This is a genomic window from Salmonella sp. SA14318, assembly GCF_029866905.1.
Lineage (GTDB): Bacteria > Pseudomonadota > Gammaproteobacteria > Enterobacterales > Enterobacteriaceae > Salmonella > Salmonella enterica.
In genome coordinates, this window is record NZ_CP123282.1 from 2,748,808 (window position 1) to 2,767,991 (window position 19,184).

A 19,184-nucleotide genomic window follows, 5' to 3' on the forward strand; every position below is an offset into this window, starting at 1 on the left:
CATACTTGCAATATCACAGAATCAGCTATTCTTTCCCTAAATACCTCGTCAAATCAAAGGGAGACACTGATGACCATGTATGCCACGCTGGAAGAAGCTATCGATGCAGCCCGGGAAGAATTTCTGGCTGACCATCCAGGCCTCGAACAAGATGAAGCGAATGTGCAGCAGTTCAACGTTCAGAAATATGTACTGCAGGATGGGGACATCATGTGGCAGGTCGAATTTTTCGCCGATGAAGGTGAAGATGGCGAATGTCTGCCGATGCTGAGTGGTGAAGCCGCGCAGAGCGTGTTTGACGGCGATTATGATGAGATAGAGATCCGCCAGGAATGGCAGGAAGAGAATACTTTGCATGAATGGGATGAAGGGGAATTCCAGCTTGAACCCCCGCTTGATACCGAGGAAGGCCGTACTGCGGCAGACGAATGGGATGAGCGTTAATTACTCATAAGGCCCGTGGTGAATATCGAGCGGCAGTAGCAGTGTATCGAAGATCAGTGAGAAGGGCAGATCGAGGATAGTGATATAGCGCCATGCGGAATCACGCATATCCCACTGCACGCCAGGGTAATACTGGTTGCCGTGTCCTTGTCCGGGGATCGTTCTGCTGATAATACTGCCGCAGCCGCTCAGGGTAATCACCATTATGCTCACCGCGAATATACGCACCTGATACCTCATTTCACTATAAAAATACCGGCATCACGCCGGTATTTTTCACCTCACTCCAGACCTGAAGACCTTATCCCGCTGACGATGCTCGTCCCTGCAACGCCTGCGGATTCAGGACGAGAGACTGATAATGGTTTACCCAGGAAGAGTATCTCTCTGGCGCATTCCAGACCCTATAGTGTAAACGCGCCATCGTCACCGGATCGCTGAGCAAAACCAGGCGCCGATCGCGGTTCAGTTTCTCCGGCGTTTCGTTTAGCGCCTGCTCCACATGACGATCGCGGGCTATTTCCAGCACCTTACTGGCACGGTGACGCGCGGTGGCCATCGCGGTCGCCAGCGCATTCAGCGACGGGTTAAATACCGCATGCATAAAGCCATCGTCCAGAATACGGCGGCGATTCATCTCCAGATATTTATCGGTATCGACCAACACCTGAGGCGGCGAATACTCTTCCGGGATCAGGAACAGCTTCCAGCGTTTGGTGCGTAATCCTACCGTTGAACGACTGGAGATCACCGAAACAAATGGCGACAGAATCAGCGAAAAGACAATCGGCGCCAGCCAGAACAGAAAGCGTAAATCCAGCCACGCCATACCCACCGCCCAGACCAGCCCCAGCAGCAGTTGAGAGCCGTGACGCATAAAGGCTTCTCCCCACGGCGTAGAATCATCGTCGCGTTGCGGTGAGTTCCAGACCACTTCCCAGCCGAGGAACGCGCTGACCACAAACACGGTATGAAACAGCATACGCACCGGCGCCAGCAACACGGAGAACAGCACTTCCAGCAACAGCGACAGCGTAACGCGCCAGAAACCGCCATACTCTTTGGTGCCTTTACACCAGATCAGCATAATACTGAGCAGCTTCGGCAGGAACAGCAGCACCATCGTTGACGCAAACAGCGCGATTGCCAGTTCCGGACGCCACTGCGGCCAGACCGGAAAAAGCTGGCGCGGCTGAAGGAAATATTGCGGCTCTGTTAACGCATGAACGACCTGCAGCGCGGTAGAAAGCGCGAGGAACATAAACCATAACGGCGCGGACAGGTATGACATTACCCCGGTCAGGAACACGGCGCGATGCACCGGGTGCATTCCTTTCACCAGGAACAGACGAAAGTTCATCAGGTTGCCGTGACACCAGCGGCGGTCGCGTTTAAGCTCATCCAGCAGGTTTGGCGGCAGCTCTTCATAGGAACCGGGGAGATCGTAGGCAATCCAGACGCCCCACCCTGCCCGACGCATTAGCGCCGCCTCCACAAAGTCGTGGGAAAGAATCGATCCGGCGAACGAACCTTCTCCCGGCAGCGGCGCCAGAGCGCAGTGCTCGATAAACGGCTTCACGCGGATAATGGCATTGTGCCCCCAGTAGTGCGACTCCCCCAACTGCCAGAAGTGCAGCCCGGCGGTAAACAGCGGCCCATAAACACGGGTCGCGAACTGTTGGCAGCGGGCATACAGAGTATCCATTCCCGACGCTTTCGGCGAAGACTGGATAATCCCGGCGTTTGGATTCGCTTCCATCAGACGCACCAGCCCGCTCAGACACTCGCCGCTCATCACTGAGTCCGCGTCCAGCACCACCATATAGCTGTACTGATTGCCCCAGCGGCGGCAAAAATCGTCAATATTGCCGCTTTTGCGTTTCATACGGCGGCGGCGGCGACGGTAAAAAATTTGGCCTTCGCCCTGCACTTCCGCGATAAGCTCCATCCACGCCTTTTGCTCCGCCACGCAGATATCCGGGTTATAACTGTCGCTAAGGATATAGACGTCGAAATGCGCGGCGTTGCCTGTGGCTTTAACGGACTCCCAGGTCGCGCGCAGACCGGCGAAAACGCGGCTAACGTCTTCATTACAGATAGGCATGATCAGCGCCGTCCGGTGTTCCGGATTGAGGGGCTCATCGCCAACCGTAGACGCGGAGATGCTGTACTTATCGCGCCCGATAAGCAGTTGCAGGAAGCCCATCAGCGCCGTCCAGAATCCGGCTGACACCCAGCAGAACAGCACGGCAAACAAAATCAGGATACCGGTTTGCAGCATGTAGGGCAGGAGCTGCATAAAAGAGACCCAAATATCCTGCCCCACCATATCCATAGGATTGATGAGCGCCCATCCCTGATAAGGCAGAATGGTCTTCATATACCAGGTCGCGACGACGGTTTGCGCCAGAGTCAAAATTAACAGAACATAGCGGCGTATAGTGCCGACGGTACGCCATTTTTGCTCGCTCGCCTGCTCTTCTTTTGTCAGACGAGAAACATAGCGCGGCGTTACATCCCGCCCACGCAGACGATCCCAGAAACGGCCAACCGGGTTGGTTCGCCAGGGATCGGGAAACATCGAAGAGCGCGTCGCTTTTGGCATAGCCTGCAACTGATCGCGCCCTTCATCATCTTTAATTAACTGCCCCTTCGCCAATGAATCCGGCCAGGCGTGTTCAAGGCGGGCTTTTACGGAACCCTGCGGTGAATCGTCTTCTCGCGAGTAAGTCCGATGCTCGGCATCCAGCGCCTGATGCACGGCGCGGATGTCAGTTTTCGGCAATGCCGCTTTCTCACGTTCAGAAAGCAGCAGTGCGTCAATATACTCAGTTGTTTTATTCATTGGCAGGTAACTGGTAGCTCCAGGTTTCACTTAGCGTCTGATCGGCATTCACCAATGCGGCACGCATTTCCGTGGTTTTCTTCGCGTCTTTGACTTTCACGCGCAGCATTAAACGCCAGCCTTTAGTGACTGGGTTATAGCGTACATTACTGTCAACGATTTCACCGTTATCGCCAATGCTGGTTTGCGCAGCGACAGGCGTATCCGGCGGCAGTTTTTTCATGTCGGCGCCAACGAAATCCACCACAAAGGCAATAGTGCCGTCGGGCTGGCGAATCAGATTCGACTGTTTAACGTCGCCCGTTGAGCGGCGTGTTTGCAGCACCCAGGCATTATCCGGCGCATGAAGTTTATCTTCATCGCGGCTGAAGGTCAGAGTGTACTTGAAGTTCATCTCTTTACCCGGTTCCGGCAGTTGATCCGGAGTCCAGTAAGCGACGATGTTATCGTTGGTTTCATCATTGGTCGGAATTTCAACCAGTTCAACCTTACCTTTGCCCCAGTCGCCTTTCGGGGTAATCCAGGCGCTTGGACGCAGGTCGTAGCGATCGTCTAAATCTTCAAAGCGCGAGAACTCGCGACCACGCTGCAACAGGCCGAATCCCTGAGGGTTTTCCATTGCATAGCTGCTCACAGCGAGGTGTTTTGGATTGTTCAGCGGACGCCAAATCCACTCGCCATTACCCGCATGAATGGATAAGCCGTTCGAGTCATGCAGTTCCGGACGATAGTTGGTCGTCGGCGACGGCTGGTTTGGCCCAAACAGGAACATACTGGTTAATGGCGCAACGCCCAGCTTGCCCACTTTATCGCGCAGATAGACTTTTGACTGCACGTCCACCACGGTATCGCGGCCAGGAATGATCACAAAACGGTAAGCGCCGGTCGCGCGCGGAGAATCCAGTAATGCATAGACGGTCAAACGCTTATCGGTGGGTTTTGGACGCTCAATCCAGAACTCGCGAAAGCGGGGAAACTCTTCACCAGATGGTAAGGCGGTATCAATCGCCAGGCCGCGCGCAGATAAGCCATATACCTGGCCTGCGCCGATAACACGGAAATAGCTGGCGCCAAGCATACTGACGATTTCGTCGTTCTTATCTTTACTGTTGATGGGGTACAGTACTTTGAACCCGGCGAAGCCTAAATCTTTTACCGTGTCTTTATCGTGCTGAACATTGCCAAAATTGAAGTAATCCGGGCTGTATTTGATTCTTTTGACCGTCGTCGCCGTCACTTCGTTAATCTTGACCGGCGTATCGAAGTACATCCCCTGATGGTAAAATTCGAGCTTAAAAGGGGTCTTTAAGTTGTTCCAGTAGGCTTTATCGCTGTTAAACTGGATCTGCTGATAATCCGCATATTTCATGTCGCGGAAAACGGAGGGCAAGTTGCTTTTAGGCGCCTCATAGCCTTTCCCGGCTAAAGATTGAGCTTGTTTTGCCACGTCATCAATACTGAACGCCCAGCTCGATGATGCGTAAAGCGTTAACATAATAGCTGCGCCCAACCAACGCATTTTCATCATTTGTCGTTTATGTTTCATAATAAGTAAGCACTTCCCCCTTTGTGTGCTTATATCGATCCGATCCATTTTAATGGATAATCAGGCATTACGACAACTGAATCCAGGCTTTGTTCAGCGCGCTGGCTCATGGATTAAGCACCTCCCGCGCCTGTTTTCACTTTGCGTGCTTATCCTGGAGACAGGTTGTCGGAGTTGGTGTAGGGTTGCTACCGAATGTAACTATAATTCGCCTTATGGATAAGGTGAAAAATCTGAGAATACGTGACCTTATATGAGCTCTGTACCCGCGCCGCGTGAATATTTTCTTGACTCTATCCGCGCATGGCTGATGTTGTTAGGGATTCCCTTTCATATCTCGTTGATCTATTCCACTCACAGTTGGCATGTCAATAGCGCCACGCCATCATGGTGGCTAACCCTGTTTAACGATTTTATCCACGCTTTTCGTATGCAGGTGTTTTTTGTTATTTCTGGTTATTTTTCGTACATGTTGTTTTTACGTTATCCGTTAAAACGCTGGTGGAAAGTACGGGTAGAACGTGTGGGTATTCCTATGCTTACCGCAATCCCTTTGCTTACCTTGCCGCAATTTATCCTGTTGCAATATGTCAAAGAGAAAACAGAGAACTGGCCTACACTCTCTGCCTATGAAAAATATAATACGTTAGCGTGGGAACTCATTTCACATCTATGGTTTTTACTGGTGCTGGTGATATTAACCACAGTCAGCATCGGGATTTTTACCTGGTTCCAAAAAAGGCAGGAAACAAGCAAGCCTCGTCCCGCCGCTATTTCACTGGCCAGGCTTTCGCTTATTTTTTTCCTGCTGGGGATGGCTTACGCCGCTATCAGGCGCATTATTTTCATCGTATATCCAGCAATCCTCAGTGACGGCATGTTCAATTTTATTGTGATGCAAACGCTATTTTATGTGCCGTTTTTTATTCTCGGCGCGTTGGCCTTCATTCACCCCGATCTGAAAGCGCGCTTCACCACGCCCTCACGCGGATGCACTTTAGGCGCTGCCGTTGCTTTTATCGCGTATCTGCTGAATCAACGTTATGGGAGCGGCGACGCCTGGATGTACGAAACCGAATCCGTGATTACGATGGTAATGGGGCTGTGGATGGTGAACGTGGTATTCTCACTGGGGCATCGCTTGTTAAACTTCCAGTCCGCGCGTGTCACCTATTTCGTGAATGCTTCGCTGTTTATCTATCTGGTGCATCATCCCTTAACGCTTTTCTTTGGCGCGTATATTACGCCGCATATCTCCTCCAACCTGATCGGGTTCTTGTGCGGGCTGATATTTGTTATGGGTATTGCGTTAATTCTGTATGAAATTCATTTACGCATCCCGCTTCTGAAATTTCTCTTTTCAGGTAAACCGCCGGTAAAACAAGAAAGCCGCGCCGCGATCGGGTAGTTTTCCGCGCGCGGGTTCACAGCAACCATTCCACAGGTAAAATTGCCGCCAACCGTACCAGAACTCGCTGCCAGAAACGCGTAGCGGGTTCTTTCTTTAACACCTTTTCCTCTTCTTGCTGACGATCGATCCAGTTAATTCGTCCCCAGCGATCCAGCCGCAGTTGCCAGGCCGCATCGCGTTGGCTCTGCGTAAAACGCTTATGAATAAGCGTCGCCAGCGTTTCACTTTCAATGACAAAGCCCATTTCGGTATTTAAAAGCGTTGAACGGGGATCAAAATTAAGCGACCCGATAAACACCTTACTACCATCAATACTGAACGTTTTAGCATGTAAGCTGGAACCTGAGTTCCCGGTGAGTCCGCGATCATGTACGGCGGTTTCATGTTCGCGGGTCGGTTTCAGTTCGTAGAGCTCCACGCCATAGCGCAGTAATTTCTTGCGCCAGCGCGCGTACCCTGCGTGAACGACCGCCACATCGTTGGCCGCCAGAGAGTTAGTTAAGATGGCGATCTTCACGCCTTTCCTGACCAGATTAAGCAACTGCGCCACGCCTGCGCGCGTAGGGACAAAGTAAGCGGAAATAATGTCGATACGCTCCGTCGGCGACCCCATCACGTCAAATAATCGCTGCGGAAGAAGCGAATGGCGCTGCGCCTTCCCCTCGCCTTTAGAAGGGTCATCGCTAAGCAAGCGTGTTTTTGCCCAAATCAGCGGCAACGTTCCGCGATCGAGATCCGCCATAAACTGGCTGGTTTCCAGCTTATGCAGATAACGGCGGGTGATCTCATCGTTATACCAGGATTCGGGAAGTTCGATACGCTGCGTCAGTTCCTGCTCAGAAAGGGATAATACTTGCTGCAATGTCGACACTGAACTACAGCGCCAGTAACGTTCAAAATCATTGGCGACATCATTGACCACCGGGCCAATGGCCATCACGTCCAGATCGGAAAATAGCGGCTCCTCGCCAGCGCCGAAATAGGCATCGCCGATGTTGCGCCCACCGACCAGCGTCACTACGCCGTCGGCAGTGTAACTTTTATTGTGCATCCGCCGATTCAGCCGCGCAAAATCCGTCAAATATCCCAGCGCGCGTAGCGTACGAAAAGAGAAAGGATTAAACAGACGAACTTCGATATTAGGATGGCTATCCAGCAAGCGCAACGTATCATCCAGACCAGGCGTATTGTTATCATCCAGCAGCAGACGAACATGAACGCCGCGCTTCGCCGCCGACAGCAGTACCGAAAAGAGCAGCCGCCCGGACATATCGTCTTCCCAAATATAATACTGCACATCCAGCGTCCGCGCCGCCATTTCGGTCAGGCGGTAGCGGGCGGCAAAAGCGTCCAGACTGTTATCCAGCGCGAGAATGCCGCACTCTCCGGGATGGCGCGCGCATAGCGGTTCAACGGCACGCTCCAGGCGTGTTTTATCAGGCAGGGTCGTCGCCTTGCTGAGTAAGTAATCTTGCGTAAAGCCGGGCAGTTTCTTCATCATAACAGACAAAGTATACCTGTTCAGGCAGAGCGTAACGGGTAATAAAATCTGAAACCGTCCTGACGGCGACTTCAGCGGCCTGGGCGCGTGGATAGCCATAAACGCCGGTACTGATTGCCGGAAAAGCGATGGAACGAAAGTGATTCGCCTCGGCAAGCAGCAAACAATTCCGGTATGCCTCTTCGAGTAGCTCAGCTTCCTGGTGTTCGCCGCCTCGCCAGACGGGCCCCACTGTGTGAATAACCGCCTTTGCCGAAAGCTTGCCAGCAGGCGTGATAACCGCATGTCCCGTCTGACATTCGCCCTGTTGCTGACGGATGAGTTTACAGGCGTCCAGTAATGCCGGCCCCGCCGCGCGATGAATCGCGCCGTCTACGCCACCGCCGCCCATTAATGATGCGTTAGCGGCATTCACAATCGCATCGACGCTAAGTTGAGTGATATCACCCTGTATGACCTGAAGACGTGATGTCATAACCCCCCCTTTGTCTCACCTTATCTGCAAAGTGTACAGCAGGGCTTTCAACAGAGTCGCTCTTTTTATATCTATGACACCGCCGTTAACGGTACTCAATATTCATCACCGCCAGGCTTTTTTGCGCATCGAGATAATGCAGCCGCACCGTCGCAATGGACTGAATATCCTGCGGTAATCCAGATGCCTGCCGAAGGTCAATCCGGTGCATTTGCTTTTTACCTTCGCGTAGGCAGGTTAAATCAATATTTTCGGCGTGAGTAGAAATATCGCACAGTGGCTCAACAATCGCGCCGCGAAAATGGATAACGCCGCCCTGTACCGTTTGTTGCCCTACCGCAGAATGGATAAAAAAAGCGCAGATACACAGGCCTATGCCAGGGATATTTTTCTTGATTACGGACATGTTAACTCCTCAATGATTAGTCATCCTCGAGGGTTCGGCGTTACCTTTTAGCGACATGCCGAGACGATGAGACGCTTTTATCGCCTCTTTATACCCAGGTCAGCCAATCCATTTCCGCCACCATCAAAAACTACTGTGCAGAAGGCGGCCATTGTTGTGATAAATGCAGTGATTGTCCGTCCGAAACAGTAACAATAATTTTAACCGAGTCCTCTGAAGATATATTTACACTAAGACGAGACAACTCAATCGGTTGATTAGCAGGTAAAGATAGCGTTTGTTTTTGCTGTGTATGGCTTTGTCCCCCGACGCCGTCGCGCACAGAGAGAATTTGCACCTGACAGACGCAGGGTTCGTTTAATGTGACCTGAGGGATCACCGTGTAAATATCGCCTTGCTGAGTCGTGGTAAACGTAATTTGATTTGAAAGTGCGGCAAGGAGCAATAAAGTATGCATAATTTCCTCCCGAAAAAAAACAGGGCTTATGCCCTGTTTTTTTATTAGCGCAGACGCTAAATTAATACTGGTTAGCCGTGGCGTTGTTGCCAAAACCAACCTGACGCACCATTACGCTGGAATCAGATGCGGTCTGATTAACCAGCGCGGCGTTATTACCGCCGTATTGGCCGACAGTAATATCGGAGTTTTTAGCGTTCCACTGGTCGATGGTGGCATTATTTCTGAAACCATTCTGAGTCAGTTCAATAGTACTGTTATCCGCACCCTGGCCTACATCGGCGCCGTTACCATAACCGCTCTGGGTAATAGTCGTTTCAGATTTACGGGCATCGCTTTGCAGAGCAAGCGCAGCGTTAGCGGAACCGTACTGATAAATGCTCAACGTGGAATCCGGGCCGGAACTATTGCCGCCGCCGTTATGATTACCGCCGCCGCCCCATTGTGGAACGACGCCAGCCAGAGCACTGCCAGAAACTACGATTGCTGCGAATGCTGCCACTTTTAAAAGTTTCATGGTAAAACCCCCATCGGATTGATTTAAAAGTCGTAACGGTATTAGCGTTGGGTGACGCGAATAGCCATATGCGACTGTTTCTGCACTACAACTGCTGTTTTCTGCGTACCGTACTGGGTAATATTGGCCTTATTTCCAGAACCTTTCTGGATAATAGCCGCACTATTACCGTAAGCGCTTTGCGATATACTGGCATCGTTGGCATTGCCCGTTTGCTCAATATACGCAAAGTTATAATTCCCTGCCTGGTCGACTTTCGCCCGATTATTTCCTCCTTCTTGTGAAATAACGGACAATAGTTTTGATCCTTCCTGGCGTACTCTGGCACTATTATCCGTGCCGACTTGACCAATAATGGCCGCCTGATTAAATGAAGACTTGCTTAATTCATTTACCGCAAAATTATACTCTGAACGAGCCAGATCATAATTTGTCGCGGTTGCAATCCCAGGCGCACCCAGTATTGTCAACATCATAAATAACAATTTGTTTTTCATGCTGTCACCCTGGACCTGGTCGTACATAGCGAAAATTATCTATTACCTTGTTAGCGACATGCGTTTTTTGTTAACGCGTCGTTACGATGAAGAGTATGTCCGTGGAAACATTTTTAATAACTCACCCACGCGTGGTATTTTGTTATTTAAGCTCATACCAAAGTGCTAATAAAACGATAGCCATGTGATTTTTTATAATTGATTTTTGGCCATAGAAGATAGTGTATCGCGAACCCAAAAAATGAAGTGTTGTTGTGTGTTATGCCGCCATGGGGATGTTCTTATGCTTCCTATGGGGGGCAATACGCACAAGACGTGACACACTTCGTTTTTTTTGTCTTTGTGCTGTCCAGGTTAATGCCACGTCTCAAATTTTAAGAAAAAATAAAATCAAAACATAACATATAATAATTAAAATGATTAAAAATCAATGAATTATTATAATTTGTATGATTTTTTAAATCTATGCAATAACAGCGAAATGTACAACTTTACTATCAAATCTAAACTTCAAAAAAACCCAAAAACAACATTTTAATATATATTTTTACATATTGTTACAAGTTTAACACTTGCTTTAAGATTTGTAATGGCTAGATTGAAAACAGTTAAAAGTATTTTCGTAAATATTTTTCTCTTTCTGGATAATGGGCTATTTCAACCCACAGCAGTGCAACATCTGTCAGTACTTCTGGTGCCTTTATTTTATGGGGGCAGCTGTCAGATGTGCGATTAAAAAAAGTGGAGTTTCATCATGTTTAATGAAGTCCATAGTAGTCATGGTCACACACTATTGTTGATCACAAAGCCATCTCTGCAAGCTACGGCATTATTGCAACATTTAAAGCAATCGCTGGCCATAACCGGAAAACTGCATAATATTCAACGTTCTCTGGAAGATATCTCAGCCGGTTGCATTGTTTTAATGGATATGATGGAAGCGGATAAGAAGCTTATCCACTATTGGCAGGATAATTTAAGCCGCAAAAACAATAATATAAAAACATTATTGTTAAATACCCCTGACGATTATCCCTACCGTGAAATTGAAAACTGGCCTCATATTAACGGCGTGTTTTACGCCACTGAAGACCAGGAACACGTGGTCAGCGGATTACAGGGTATTCTGCGGGGCGAATGCTATTTTTCACAAAAATTAGCCAGTTACCTGATTACACACTCAGGAAATTACCGCTACAACAGCACCGAGTCCGCATTACTCACTCATCGCGAAAAAGAGATCCTCAATAAGTTACGTATTGGTGCCTCTAATAATGAAATCGCCAGGTCGCTATTTATCAGCGAGAATACGGTTAAGACACATCTTTATAATCTTTTCAAAAAGATAGCTGTCAAAAATCGCACCCAGGCAGTTTCATGGGCAAACGATAATCTCAGGCGGTAAGGCCATGAAACGCTATCTGACCTGGATTGTAGCAGCAGAGTTACTGTTCGCTACCGGAAACCTGCATGCCAATGAAGTTGAAGTCGAGGTTCCCGGATTGTTAACCGACCATACCGTCTCTTCGATAGGACATGAATTCTATCGTGCATTCAGCGACAAATGGGAAAGCGAATACACCGGCAATCTGACCATTAATGAAAGACCCAGTGCGCGTTGGGGAAGCTGGATCACCATAACGGTAAATCAGGACGTTATTTTCCAGACCTTTTTATTTCCAATGAAAAGAGACTTCGAGAAAACCGTCGTCTTCGCATTAGCGCAAACAGAGGAAGCATTAAATCGCCGACAAATAGATCAAACGCTATTAAGTACGAGTGATTTAGCGCGTGATGAATTCTAAAACATGATTTTTATCCGGAGGCTGTCATGCGTGTTAAACATGCAGTAGTGCTACTCATGCTTTTTTCGCCATTAACCTGGGCTGGAAATATGACGTTCCAGTTCCGTAATCCTAACTTTGGTGGAAACCCCAATAACGGTTCCTTTTTATTGAATAGCGCCCAGGCGCAAAATTCATATAAAGACCCCGCTTATGATAACGATTTTGGTATCGAAACCCCCTCAGCGTTGGATAACTTTACACAGGCTATTCAATCGCAAATTCTGGGCGGCTTGTTGACCAATATTAATACCGGGAAACCAGGACGTATGGTGACCAACGATTTTATTATCGATATCGCTAATCGCGACGGACAGCTCCAGCTCAACGTCACGGACAGAAAAACGGGAAGAACCTCGACCATCGAAGTGTCAGGTTTACAAACTCAGTCAACCGATTTTTAAGCTACAGTCACTAAAGGATATAAATCATGCCGCGCTTACTTATTTTGGTTGCCGTTTTATTGTTGAGCGGATGCTTAACTGCCCCGCCGAAACAAGCTGCGAAACCGACATTAATGCCCCGCGCACAAAGTTACAAAGATTTGACGCACTTACCTGCTCCCACCGGTAAGATCTTTGTTTCGGTATATAACATTCAGGATGAAACGGGCCAATTTAAACCTTACCCGGCAAGTAACTTTTCCACGGCTGTGCCGCAGAGCGCCACCGCTATGTTGGTCACCGCGCTGAAAGATTCGCGCTGGTTTATCCCACTGGAACGACAAGGCTTACAGAATCTTTTGAATGAACGGAAAATTATTCGCGCAGCCCAGGAAAACGGCACCGTGGCGATGAATAACCGTATCCCGCTTCAGTCGCTGACGGCGGCAAATATTATGGTGGAAGGTTCTATTATTGGTTATGAAAGTAACGTCAAATCCGGCGGGGTCGGCGCAAGATATTTCGGTATTGGCGCCGATACGCAGTATCAGCTGGATCAGATTGCTGTCAACCTGCGCGTAGTTAACGTCAGTACGGGCGAGATCCTTTCTTCGGTGAACACCAGTAAAACAATCCTTTCCTATGAAGTACAGGCAGGCGTGTTCCGTTTTATTGATTACCAGCGTTTACTGGAAGGCGAAATCGGCTATACCTCGAACGAACCGGTGATGCTGTGTCTGATGTCAGCCATTGAAACCGGCGTTATCTTCCTCATTAATGATGGTATCGATCGCGGCCTGTGGGATTTGCAGAATAAAGCGGACAGGCAAAATGATATTCTGGTGAAATACCGTGAGCTGTCAGTACCGCCAGAATCCTGATGAATACGACAAAGCGTGGGGAAGAACCCCACGCTTTTTTATTTTGTGACCGCCGTATTCGCTGAATGTTGCTCGCGGCGTGATGCCAGCCATAGCCCACTATTTTTCATGGCATAGCCAAAGATTAGCCCCAGCGCCAGCGACGGTAATACCAACCGCCAGTCACCCTGCCCTGCAAATGTCGCACAGGCGCCGATAAATGTTCCCGGGACAAAAGAAAGCAATAGCTGCTTTGCCTGGATACACATCAGGAATGCCACGATCCCCGTCAACACGTAACTGACAATTTCCAGATGCGGCGCCAACGCGCTACCGTGAATAATGACCAGCGCCCACACCATACCGCTTAACAGCGTACAGGCGGAAATCAACAATCCCTTAAAGCCGCCCTGCGGACAGGCGAAATAAGCCGTACAGCCTAAAAAACCGGCCCAGCTTAGTAACCCCAGGGAGACGGCCACCCATCCCCATATTCCAGAAAGGATGCCCGTCGTGATAGCAATAGAAAGAAGTATGTTCATGGCGCGCATCATAACAGAAAAGCGGCACATTAATGAGATCACGCACACATTTTATGCAATGATGTAAAACAAGTTGCAGTTAAAAGTGATTTACATCACATTATTCTTCATCTTCTTCCTGAAGTTCATCCCACATGGCCCCTATCGCATCACGCGTTAGCGGCGCCAGAGTGCGCCAGAATGGCGTAACGGCATGGGCTTCAATTTTACCGAGGAAGGTATTGCACCAGGGAAGCAGATAATCGGCAAATAAGGTTTCCAGCGCTTCACTTTCATCTTCGGCAGACTGATCTTCCAGCCAGGAGGCCGCGAGCAATAAAGTGCCAATGTGATCGGCAGGCGTATCGGCCAGCGGCATCCCTCGCGACGTTAAAAAAGCGCGCACCTCAGACTCTTCCGCGCCTTCGACCCACGCACTGCGGTATGGCGCTACCGCGCACTCTTCCCCAACAAATAACGCATTGTAATCAGTGGAAATCTGCGTGATATCGCAGCTTTTCTGTAAACGCGCCAGCATGTCATCCTGCTCCAGCGGCCAGTTTGCCGCCAGTTTACCTTCACGAATTAACGTAAACAGCGGAACCAGTAAAGGATCTTGCGGTTGGCGGTAATACAACGATCCCAGCACACGGCACAGGATTGAAAACTCATTCATTGATATCTTCCCGTAAATAACGATTAAAGTTCGGCAAATTCCGGTACAGGCGCCATACCGCGTGATTCGAGAAAGGCCAGTAAGCGCTGCGGCGAGACGTTCAGGATTCGATCTTCCGGAAAATTCACCGCATCCAGAATTTTCCGGCATTCGGTGAAATCGCCAAGCGTAAAGGCCGTATGGGAATCAGAGCCTAACGCTACCCAGCCTCCCGCATCGCGTACGGCGGCAGCGACCGCGCGGCAATTATCTTCGCTTCCTTTACGCGAATGCAGAAAAGAAGAGTTGTTGATTTCCAGCGCTACATGGTGTTTCGCCGCCGCCTGCGCGATGGCTTTAACCTCCACTGGATACTTTGGATTTCCGGGGTGACTAATTATATGCACCTTGCCGCTGGCGATGGTCGCGATCATCGCCTGGGTATTGGTTTCTTTATCATGTGGCGCAAAAACAGGCTCATGGAAGCCTGCGATAATCAGATCCAGCGAGTCGAACATCTTTCCGGAACAATCAATTTCACCGTTAATGTTCTTGATATTCGCCTCAATGCCACGCAGTATCCCCACGCCGTCAACCAGACGCGGCCAGATGCGCATGTTAATAAAATGCCAGTGATGCGGCGCATCTTCCATGTCCGGACCATGATCGGTAATCGCAAAAAGTTTAATGCCTTTGCGTTTGGCTTCCGCGATATAATCGCTCAGAGTACTGTAGGCATGAGTGCTGGCGACGGTATGCATATGCAGGTCAACGGGATACATTGCTCTCTCCTGTAGTCATTTCCGACAAGGATAGCAGGTATCGCCAGCGTTTTTTAGCGAAACCCGGCCCGCGCCGGGTTGATATCAATATCCTCTCGCCCGATCCACCTGCCCCGTCACCGGCTCTCCCTTCTCCAGCTGGGTAATGGTGCGGCTAATATAATCGATGGCTTCCGCCGGACGGGTGACTGCCGCAATGTGCGGCGTCATGGCGACTCGCGGATGGCACCATAATGGACTTTCCTGCGGTAACGGTTCCTGGCTAAAGACATCCAACATCGCGCCTTTTAGCTTACCGCTATCAAGCGCAGCCAGCAGATCCGCCTCCTGAACATGAACGCCGCGCGCGAGATTCAGCACGTAAGAGCCATCCGGCAATTGATCCAACAATTCGCTATTAATAATTCCTACCGTTTGGGCCGTATTCGGCAGCAGATTAATCAGCACCCGCGTCTGGTTCAGGAAAGCGTGCAGCTCTTCACGCCCCACATAACTTTCCACGCCAGGCCAGGATTTGCGGCTACGACTCCAGCAACGTAACGGGAACCCCCATGCCTTTAGACTTTCTGCCACTTTTGCGCCCAGCACCCCTGCGCCCATGATACCGACGCTAAATTCTTCGCGGGTATATTCCGGCAACGGTTTCCATAGCGCCTGATTTTTCAGCGCCTGATAATCATCGAAACGACGGAACCAGTGTAATACCTGGCTGACGGCATACTCCTGCATTTGCAGGCCCATTCCGGTATCTTCCAGACGGAATAGAGGAATGGAGGCGTCCAGCATTTCCGGATGCGCATTTAATTTACTCAGAATTGCATCCACCCCCGCGCCCAGCGCAAAGACGGCTTTCAAGCGTCTTCCGGCCAGCATTTCAACCGGGGGCTGCCATACAAGCGCATAGTCTGCGGGGTTATTATCACCGACCTTCCATTCACGAACGCGCGCATGTGGGAGAGCCTTCTCCAGCGCATTTACCCACCAGGCGGCGTTAAATGTCGGGTGATAAAAAATTATCTCCATGTTATCTCCTGAGCAGTATTGTGCGGAATGTGATTGCGCCTGTTATCAGCGTTTTCAACGGGATGTGCAGCATAGCAAATTTCCCGGCGCGGGCAAAAAAAGCAGTTTTCGCTTATTAAAGCCACAGATTGGTGGAAGTTTGTATAAACGCGCTTTTTTTTGAAAAAAGTTGATTGACGTAGAATGGATATTTCCCTACATTAGCGCCCGTTCCAGTAATGCTGGAGCGACAATATGGTGAGGTGTCCGAGTGGCTGAAGGAGCACGCCTGGAAAGTGTGTATACGGCAACGTATCGGGGGTTCGAATCCCCCCCTCACCGCCATATTTAAGTTGAGAGCCTGTACAGAAGTACGGGCTTTTTTTTCACATATGACCCGTCCATTGCCGGATGGCGGCACAGTTCACGGGCGCCTTATCCGGTCTACATAAGCGCAGCGCCACCGGCCAATAACACCACCATCCGGCTTTCAATTTTAGCCAAGAATTTCAGTGAGTTTAACTTTGCGCCCCTCGTTTGAGGAAAGCGTCGCAGCATCAGCGGTAGCAATGGCATTTGTCGCCGCTTCTCCCGTTAGCAATTTAGCAAACTCCTCGCCTGGCTCCAGAGCGTTTATCACATCATGCAAGTACTGCATCTCCAGTTTCATAATTGATGAGAGCCACATCGGCGTACGTTTACCGGGTTTACCATAAGCGATTGCGCCATCCATCTCGCTGGATATGTTACCGTTGCGACGATCATCATCCTCCGCCTGGCTTTCATGCACAAGAAAGTGTGTTTTTTTGCCCGCTTTTATTAGATAACCCGCCGTGTTTTGCATATCAATGAGAATTGCACCTGTCGTGCCCTCAATTAATACATAGTGCTCAGGGTAGTGGAACGATGATCCCCACTGAAGTGTCGCGAAACGACCGCTTTCAAACTCAAGGGTGATTAGGACAACATCATCTTCATCACCAAATTTTTCACCTTTGTGCGCAACATTCCCCGCCGCCATTGAAACCAGGGATGGGGTTTCATCCATGATGAACAGTGTACAATCTAGCTCGTGAATGTGATGGTACAGATGCCCACCTGACTTTGCGCGAATCTTCTTCCATGAGATCTCATCCTGCACGTCTTCAAAACCATTACGTTTAGTGTGAACTTGTGTAACTTCACCAATTTCACCAGCTTTGATGAGCGCTTTAGCGTGGCGAACCCCGTGAAAAAAGTTCATAACGTGACCCGCCATAAAGGTAACACCAGCTTCTTTGCAGGCATCAACCATATCCTTACAATCCTGGTAATTTAAGGCGATAGGTTTTTCACAAAACACGTGTTTACCCGCTTTAGCCGCCGCAATGACTGGCGCTTTATGTAAGTAATTTGGTGAAGCAATAATTACGCAATCCACATCAGGATGGGTACAAAGCGCCTCCATCGTTGCAGTGGCGACACAGTTCAACTCTTTCGCTATCGGAGCCGCATTTACCGGATCGTAAATCGCAGTGATTTTCGCCCCTTCAACCTTAGACATAAATCGCGCCAGTTCAGCGCCAAAATAACCTGTACCTACAACACCGTATTTCGTCATCATTTATCCTCTATTAAAATTCTTTTGTTGATTGAAAACTTTCACGACGTGCTTTTAGTCTATCCGGAATGGATAGGCCAATAATGAGTAGAATTGTTGCGGTCCAGAAAGCAACAATGAACGTTAGCGCAGCGCCTAGCCCCATTGTTATTCCAAGCCAGGTCGCCGCCATTGAATTGAATGTGCCTGATGTCGCAGCAAGATTATAAATCAGCCCGGTACCCAAACCACGAACCTCAAGAGGAAAGTAGTCGTAGAGAAATTTGGGAACCAACCCGCCAACACCTACGTTAGTCGCCATTAAACCGAATAAACATGCGCCCAGCAGTAAATAATTATCTTGCGGAATTCTGAATAACGGGAAAATGAATAAAAAGGACATGAGAAGACCAATGCTGAACGTTTTCTTCAAACCAATTCTATCTGCGCACAGACCCCAAACGATATTTCCCAATACAGTGCCGAATGCCGCCGCCGTCATTAAATTAGAGACCACGCCCGTATCAAAGCCCTCTCCCGCCAAATATGTAGGCAGTAGACCAAAGATCGGCCAGTTTGCGCCGAAAATAGAGAACAGAACAATAAATACACATAATGTCAGTGGAAATTGAGCTCGATTAAATAGCCCTTTCATTGACAAAGAGAAAACTGACCAGGCACTTTGTGAATGCTTTCCGGGACCACTGAGTTTAGCTTCTTCCCACTCTTTAGATTCAGGAGCCCTGGCCCGGATGTAGATTACTAAAAGAACGGGTAGCAAACCGACAAAAAAAGCAGCACGCCAACCATACGCTTCGGCAAATGACGGCATAAAATAGGCTGCTATGATGTTACCAATACCGAAACCTGAAACCAGAAATGCGCTCGCTTTAGATTTTAAATGCTTTGGCCAACTTTCCACGGCATAAGTAGAAGCGCAAGCATACTCCCCCGCCATCCCCATACCGACAATGAAGCGACTAAGCGTCAGCATAATTACACCGGAAGCCAGGCCACTTAACCCTGTACCTACAGAATAGGCAACTATCGACCACATCATTAACGGCTTACGGCCAAATTTGTCTGCCAGCAGACCAAATAGCGCCCCGCCAAATGGTCGCCCAATAAAGGCCGCTGTGGCAAGGAATGCGCTCTCCATATCTGTCAATCCTAAGTCAGCCTTGATCAGATACATAATGTAGAAAATCAGCATAAAGTCGAAGCCATCAAAAACGTAACCCAGCCATGCTGAAAATAAAGCATTTTTTTGTGGACGAGTTATCTCGCTATACCACGGGAAGAATTTTGCTATCACAATAAAACCCTTATTTGCTGTTACCGTCTGAAATGCTTACGGAATTAATTTTTAAGTCATATCAATTGCCGAATAAGACACAATCAACCGGCACTTTCCGACAACCGCCTGAGATCGTAGCTATGTAAGACGTATATTCATTGT

21 protein-coding genes and 1 tRNA gene are annotated in these 19,184 nt (G+C 49.2%); 7 read left to right on the forward strand and 15 right to left on the reverse strand.

Annotated features, from left to right (window positions below):
* Nucleotides 1–69: 69 nt before the first annotated feature.
* Nucleotides 70–444 carry a MysB family protein gene (locus QEN32_RS13285; protein WP_000180050.1) on the forward strand — a complete coding sequence of 125 codons (375 nt, stop codon included), beginning with the start codon at nucleotides 70–72 and terminating at the stop codon, nucleotides 442–444.
* Here the strand turns inward: QEN32_RS13285 and QEN32_RS13290 are convergent, their stop codons facing one another.
* The 3 genes from QEN32_RS13290 to mdoG all read right to left on the reverse strand — a co-directional run bounded on the left by QEN32_RS13290 (nucleotide 445) and on the right by mdoG (nucleotide 4,817).
* Nucleotides 445–672: a YceK/YidQ family lipoprotein gene (locus QEN32_RS13290; protein WP_001217832.1), complete on the reverse strand. Its 228-nt coding sequence runs from the start codon at nucleotides 670–672 to the stop codon at nucleotides 445–447.
* 73 nt (nucleotides 673–745) lie between these two features.
* Nucleotides 746–3,289 carry a glucans biosynthesis glucosyltransferase MdoH gene (gene mdoH, locus QEN32_RS13295; protein WP_023205468.1) on the reverse strand — a complete coding sequence of 848 codons (2,544 nt, stop codon included), beginning with the start codon at nucleotides 3,287–3,289 and terminating at the stop codon, nucleotides 746–748.
* Complete coding sequence (gene mdoG, locus QEN32_RS13300; protein ID WP_001562609.1) at nucleotides 3,282–4,817, reverse strand: glucans biosynthesis protein MdoG; 1,536 nt, start codon at nucleotides 4,815–4,817, stop codon at nucleotides 3,282–3,284. Before mdoG ends, mdoH begins: the two co-directional genes overlap by 8 nt.
* Before the next feature lie 271 nt (nucleotides 4,818–5,088).
* Here mdoG and mdoC point away from each other — a divergent pair, with 271 nt between their 5' ends.
* Nucleotides 5,089–6,243, forward strand: a complete 1,155-nt coding sequence (mdoC, locus tag QEN32_RS13305) for a glucans biosynthesis protein MdoC (RefSeq protein WP_000100069.1) — start codon at nucleotides 5,089–5,091, stop codon at nucleotides 6,241–6,243.
* A 16-nt stretch (nucleotides 6,244–6,259) separates the two neighbouring features.
* Here the strand turns inward: mdoC and QEN32_RS13310 are convergent, their stop codons facing one another.
* The 6 genes from QEN32_RS13310 to csgB form a co-directional block, all read right to left on the reverse strand.
* Nucleotides 6,260–7,747 (reverse strand): phospholipase D family protein, encoded by a 1,488-nt coding sequence (locus QEN32_RS13310; RefSeq protein WP_000976323.1) that lies wholly within the window; start codon nucleotides 7,745–7,747, stop codon nucleotides 6,260–6,262.
* The gene (gene ymdB, locus QEN32_RS13315; protein WP_000203944.1) at nucleotides 7,683–8,222 is read right to left on the reverse strand and encodes an O-acetyl-ADP-ribose deacetylase; all 540 of its coding nucleotides are present in this window, start codon (nucleotides 8,220–8,222) and stop codon (nucleotides 7,683–7,685) included. The genes QEN32_RS13310 and ymdB overlap by 65 nt, the downstream gene beginning before the upstream one ends.
* Nucleotides 8,223–8,307: 85 nt before the next feature.
* Complete coding sequence (locus QEN32_RS13320) at nucleotides 8,308–8,628, reverse strand: type 1 fimbrial protein (RefSeq protein WP_000111257.1); 321 nt, start codon at nucleotides 8,626–8,628, stop codon at nucleotides 8,308–8,310.
* A 130-nt stretch (nucleotides 8,629–8,758) separates the two neighbouring features.
* Nucleotides 8,759–9,085, reverse strand: a complete 327-nt coding sequence (gene csgC, locus QEN32_RS13325) for a curli assembly chaperone CsgC (RefSeq protein ID WP_000557256.1) — start codon at nucleotides 9,083–9,085, stop codon at nucleotides 8,759–8,761.
* A 61-nt stretch (nucleotides 9,086–9,146) separates the two neighbouring features.
* A complete protein-coding gene (gene csgA, locus QEN32_RS13330) occupies nucleotides 9,147–9,602 on the reverse strand; it encodes a curli major subunit CsgA (protein ID WP_000771416.1) in 456 nt (151 codons plus the stop codon).
* A 41-nt stretch (nucleotides 9,603–9,643) separates the two neighbouring features.
* Nucleotides 9,644–10,099 (reverse strand): curli minor subunit CsgB, encoded by a 456-nt coding sequence (gene csgB, locus QEN32_RS13335; protein WP_000791655.1) that lies wholly within the window; start codon nucleotides 10,097–10,099, stop codon nucleotides 9,644–9,646.
* A gap of 754 nt (nucleotides 10,100–10,853) precedes the next feature.
* Between csgB and csgD the strand changes: the two genes are divergently transcribed.
* From csgD to csgG, 4 genes are read left to right on the forward strand one after another with little or no spacing between them, the layout of a single operon-like run.
* Nucleotides 10,854–11,504, forward strand: a complete 651-nt coding sequence (gene csgD / locus QEN32_RS13340) for a biofilm master transcriptional regulator CsgD (protein ID WP_000481517.1) — start codon at nucleotides 10,854–10,856, stop codon at nucleotides 11,502–11,504.
* Nucleotides 11,505–11,508: 4 nt separating this feature from the next.
* The gene (csgE, locus tag QEN32_RS13345) at nucleotides 11,509–11,904 is read left to right on the forward strand and encodes a curli production assembly/transport protein CsgE (RefSeq protein WP_000833307.1); all 396 of its coding nucleotides are present in this window, start codon (nucleotides 11,509–11,511) and stop codon (nucleotides 11,902–11,904) included.
* A 26-nt stretch (nucleotides 11,905–11,930) separates the two neighbouring features.
* Nucleotides 11,931–12,347, forward strand: coding sequence for a curli production assembly/transport protein CsgF (gene csgF / locus QEN32_RS13350; protein WP_001264073.1), 417 nt, complete (start codon nucleotides 11,931–11,933; stop codon nucleotides 12,345–12,347).
* Nucleotides 12,348–12,373: 26 nt separating this feature from the next.
* Nucleotides 12,374–13,207: a curli production assembly/transport protein CsgG gene (csgG, locus tag QEN32_RS13355; protein ID WP_001137620.1), complete on the forward strand. Its 834-nt coding sequence runs from the start codon at nucleotides 12,374–12,376 to the stop codon at nucleotides 13,205–13,207.
* A 38-nt stretch (nucleotides 13,208–13,245) separates the two neighbouring features.
* Here csgG and QEN32_RS13360 read toward each other — a convergent pair whose 3' ends face one another.
* The 4 genes from QEN32_RS13360 to ghrA all read right to left on the reverse strand — a co-directional run bounded on the left by QEN32_RS13360 (nucleotide 13,246) and on the right by ghrA (nucleotide 16,167).
* Nucleotides 13,246–13,728 carry a DUF1097 domain-containing protein gene (locus QEN32_RS13360; protein WP_001546652.1) on the reverse strand — a complete coding sequence of 161 codons (483 nt, stop codon included), beginning with the start codon at nucleotides 13,726–13,728 and terminating at the stop codon, nucleotides 13,246–13,248.
* Between the two features lie 100 nt (nucleotides 13,729–13,828).
* On the reverse strand, nucleotides 13,829–14,383 hold the full coding sequence (locus QEN32_RS13365; RefSeq protein WP_265322169.1) for a molecular chaperone: 555 nt from the start codon (nucleotides 14,381–14,383) through the stop codon (nucleotides 13,829–13,831).
* A gap of 23 nt (nucleotides 14,384–14,406) precedes the next feature.
* Nucleotides 14,407–15,144 (reverse strand): phosphatase, encoded by a 738-nt coding sequence (locus QEN32_RS13370; protein WP_000283643.1) that lies wholly within the window; start codon nucleotides 15,142–15,144, stop codon nucleotides 14,407–14,409.
* An 84-nt stretch (nucleotides 15,145–15,228) separates the two neighbouring features.
* Nucleotides 15,229–16,167 (reverse strand): glyoxylate/hydroxypyruvate reductase GhrA, encoded by a 939-nt coding sequence (gene ghrA, locus QEN32_RS13375; protein ID WP_265322170.1) that lies wholly within the window; start codon nucleotides 16,165–16,167, stop codon nucleotides 15,229–15,231.
* A gap of 236 nt (nucleotides 16,168–16,403) precedes the next feature.
* Between ghrA and QEN32_RS13380 the strand changes: the two genes are divergently transcribed.
* Nucleotides 16,404–16,491 (forward strand) — tRNA-Ser (locus tag QEN32_RS13380).
* A gap of 151 nt (nucleotides 16,492–16,642) precedes the next feature.
* On the opposite strand, the gene QEN32_RS13385 is transcribed toward QEN32_RS13380, so the two are convergent.
* Together QEN32_RS13385 and QEN32_RS13390 are read right to left on the reverse strand one after the other, a co-directional pair.
* Entirely contained in the window at nucleotides 16,643–17,749 is a 1,107-nt protein-coding gene (locus tag QEN32_RS13385; RefSeq protein WP_265322171.1) for a Gfo/Idh/MocA family oxidoreductase, read from the reverse strand.
* A gap of 10 nt (nucleotides 17,750–17,759) precedes the next feature.
* Nucleotides 17,760–19,040, reverse strand: a complete 1,281-nt coding sequence (locus tag QEN32_RS13390) for an MFS transporter (RefSeq protein ID WP_280144431.1) — start codon at nucleotides 19,038–19,040, stop codon at nucleotides 17,760–17,762.
* Nucleotides 19,041–19,184: the final 144 nt, after the last annotated feature.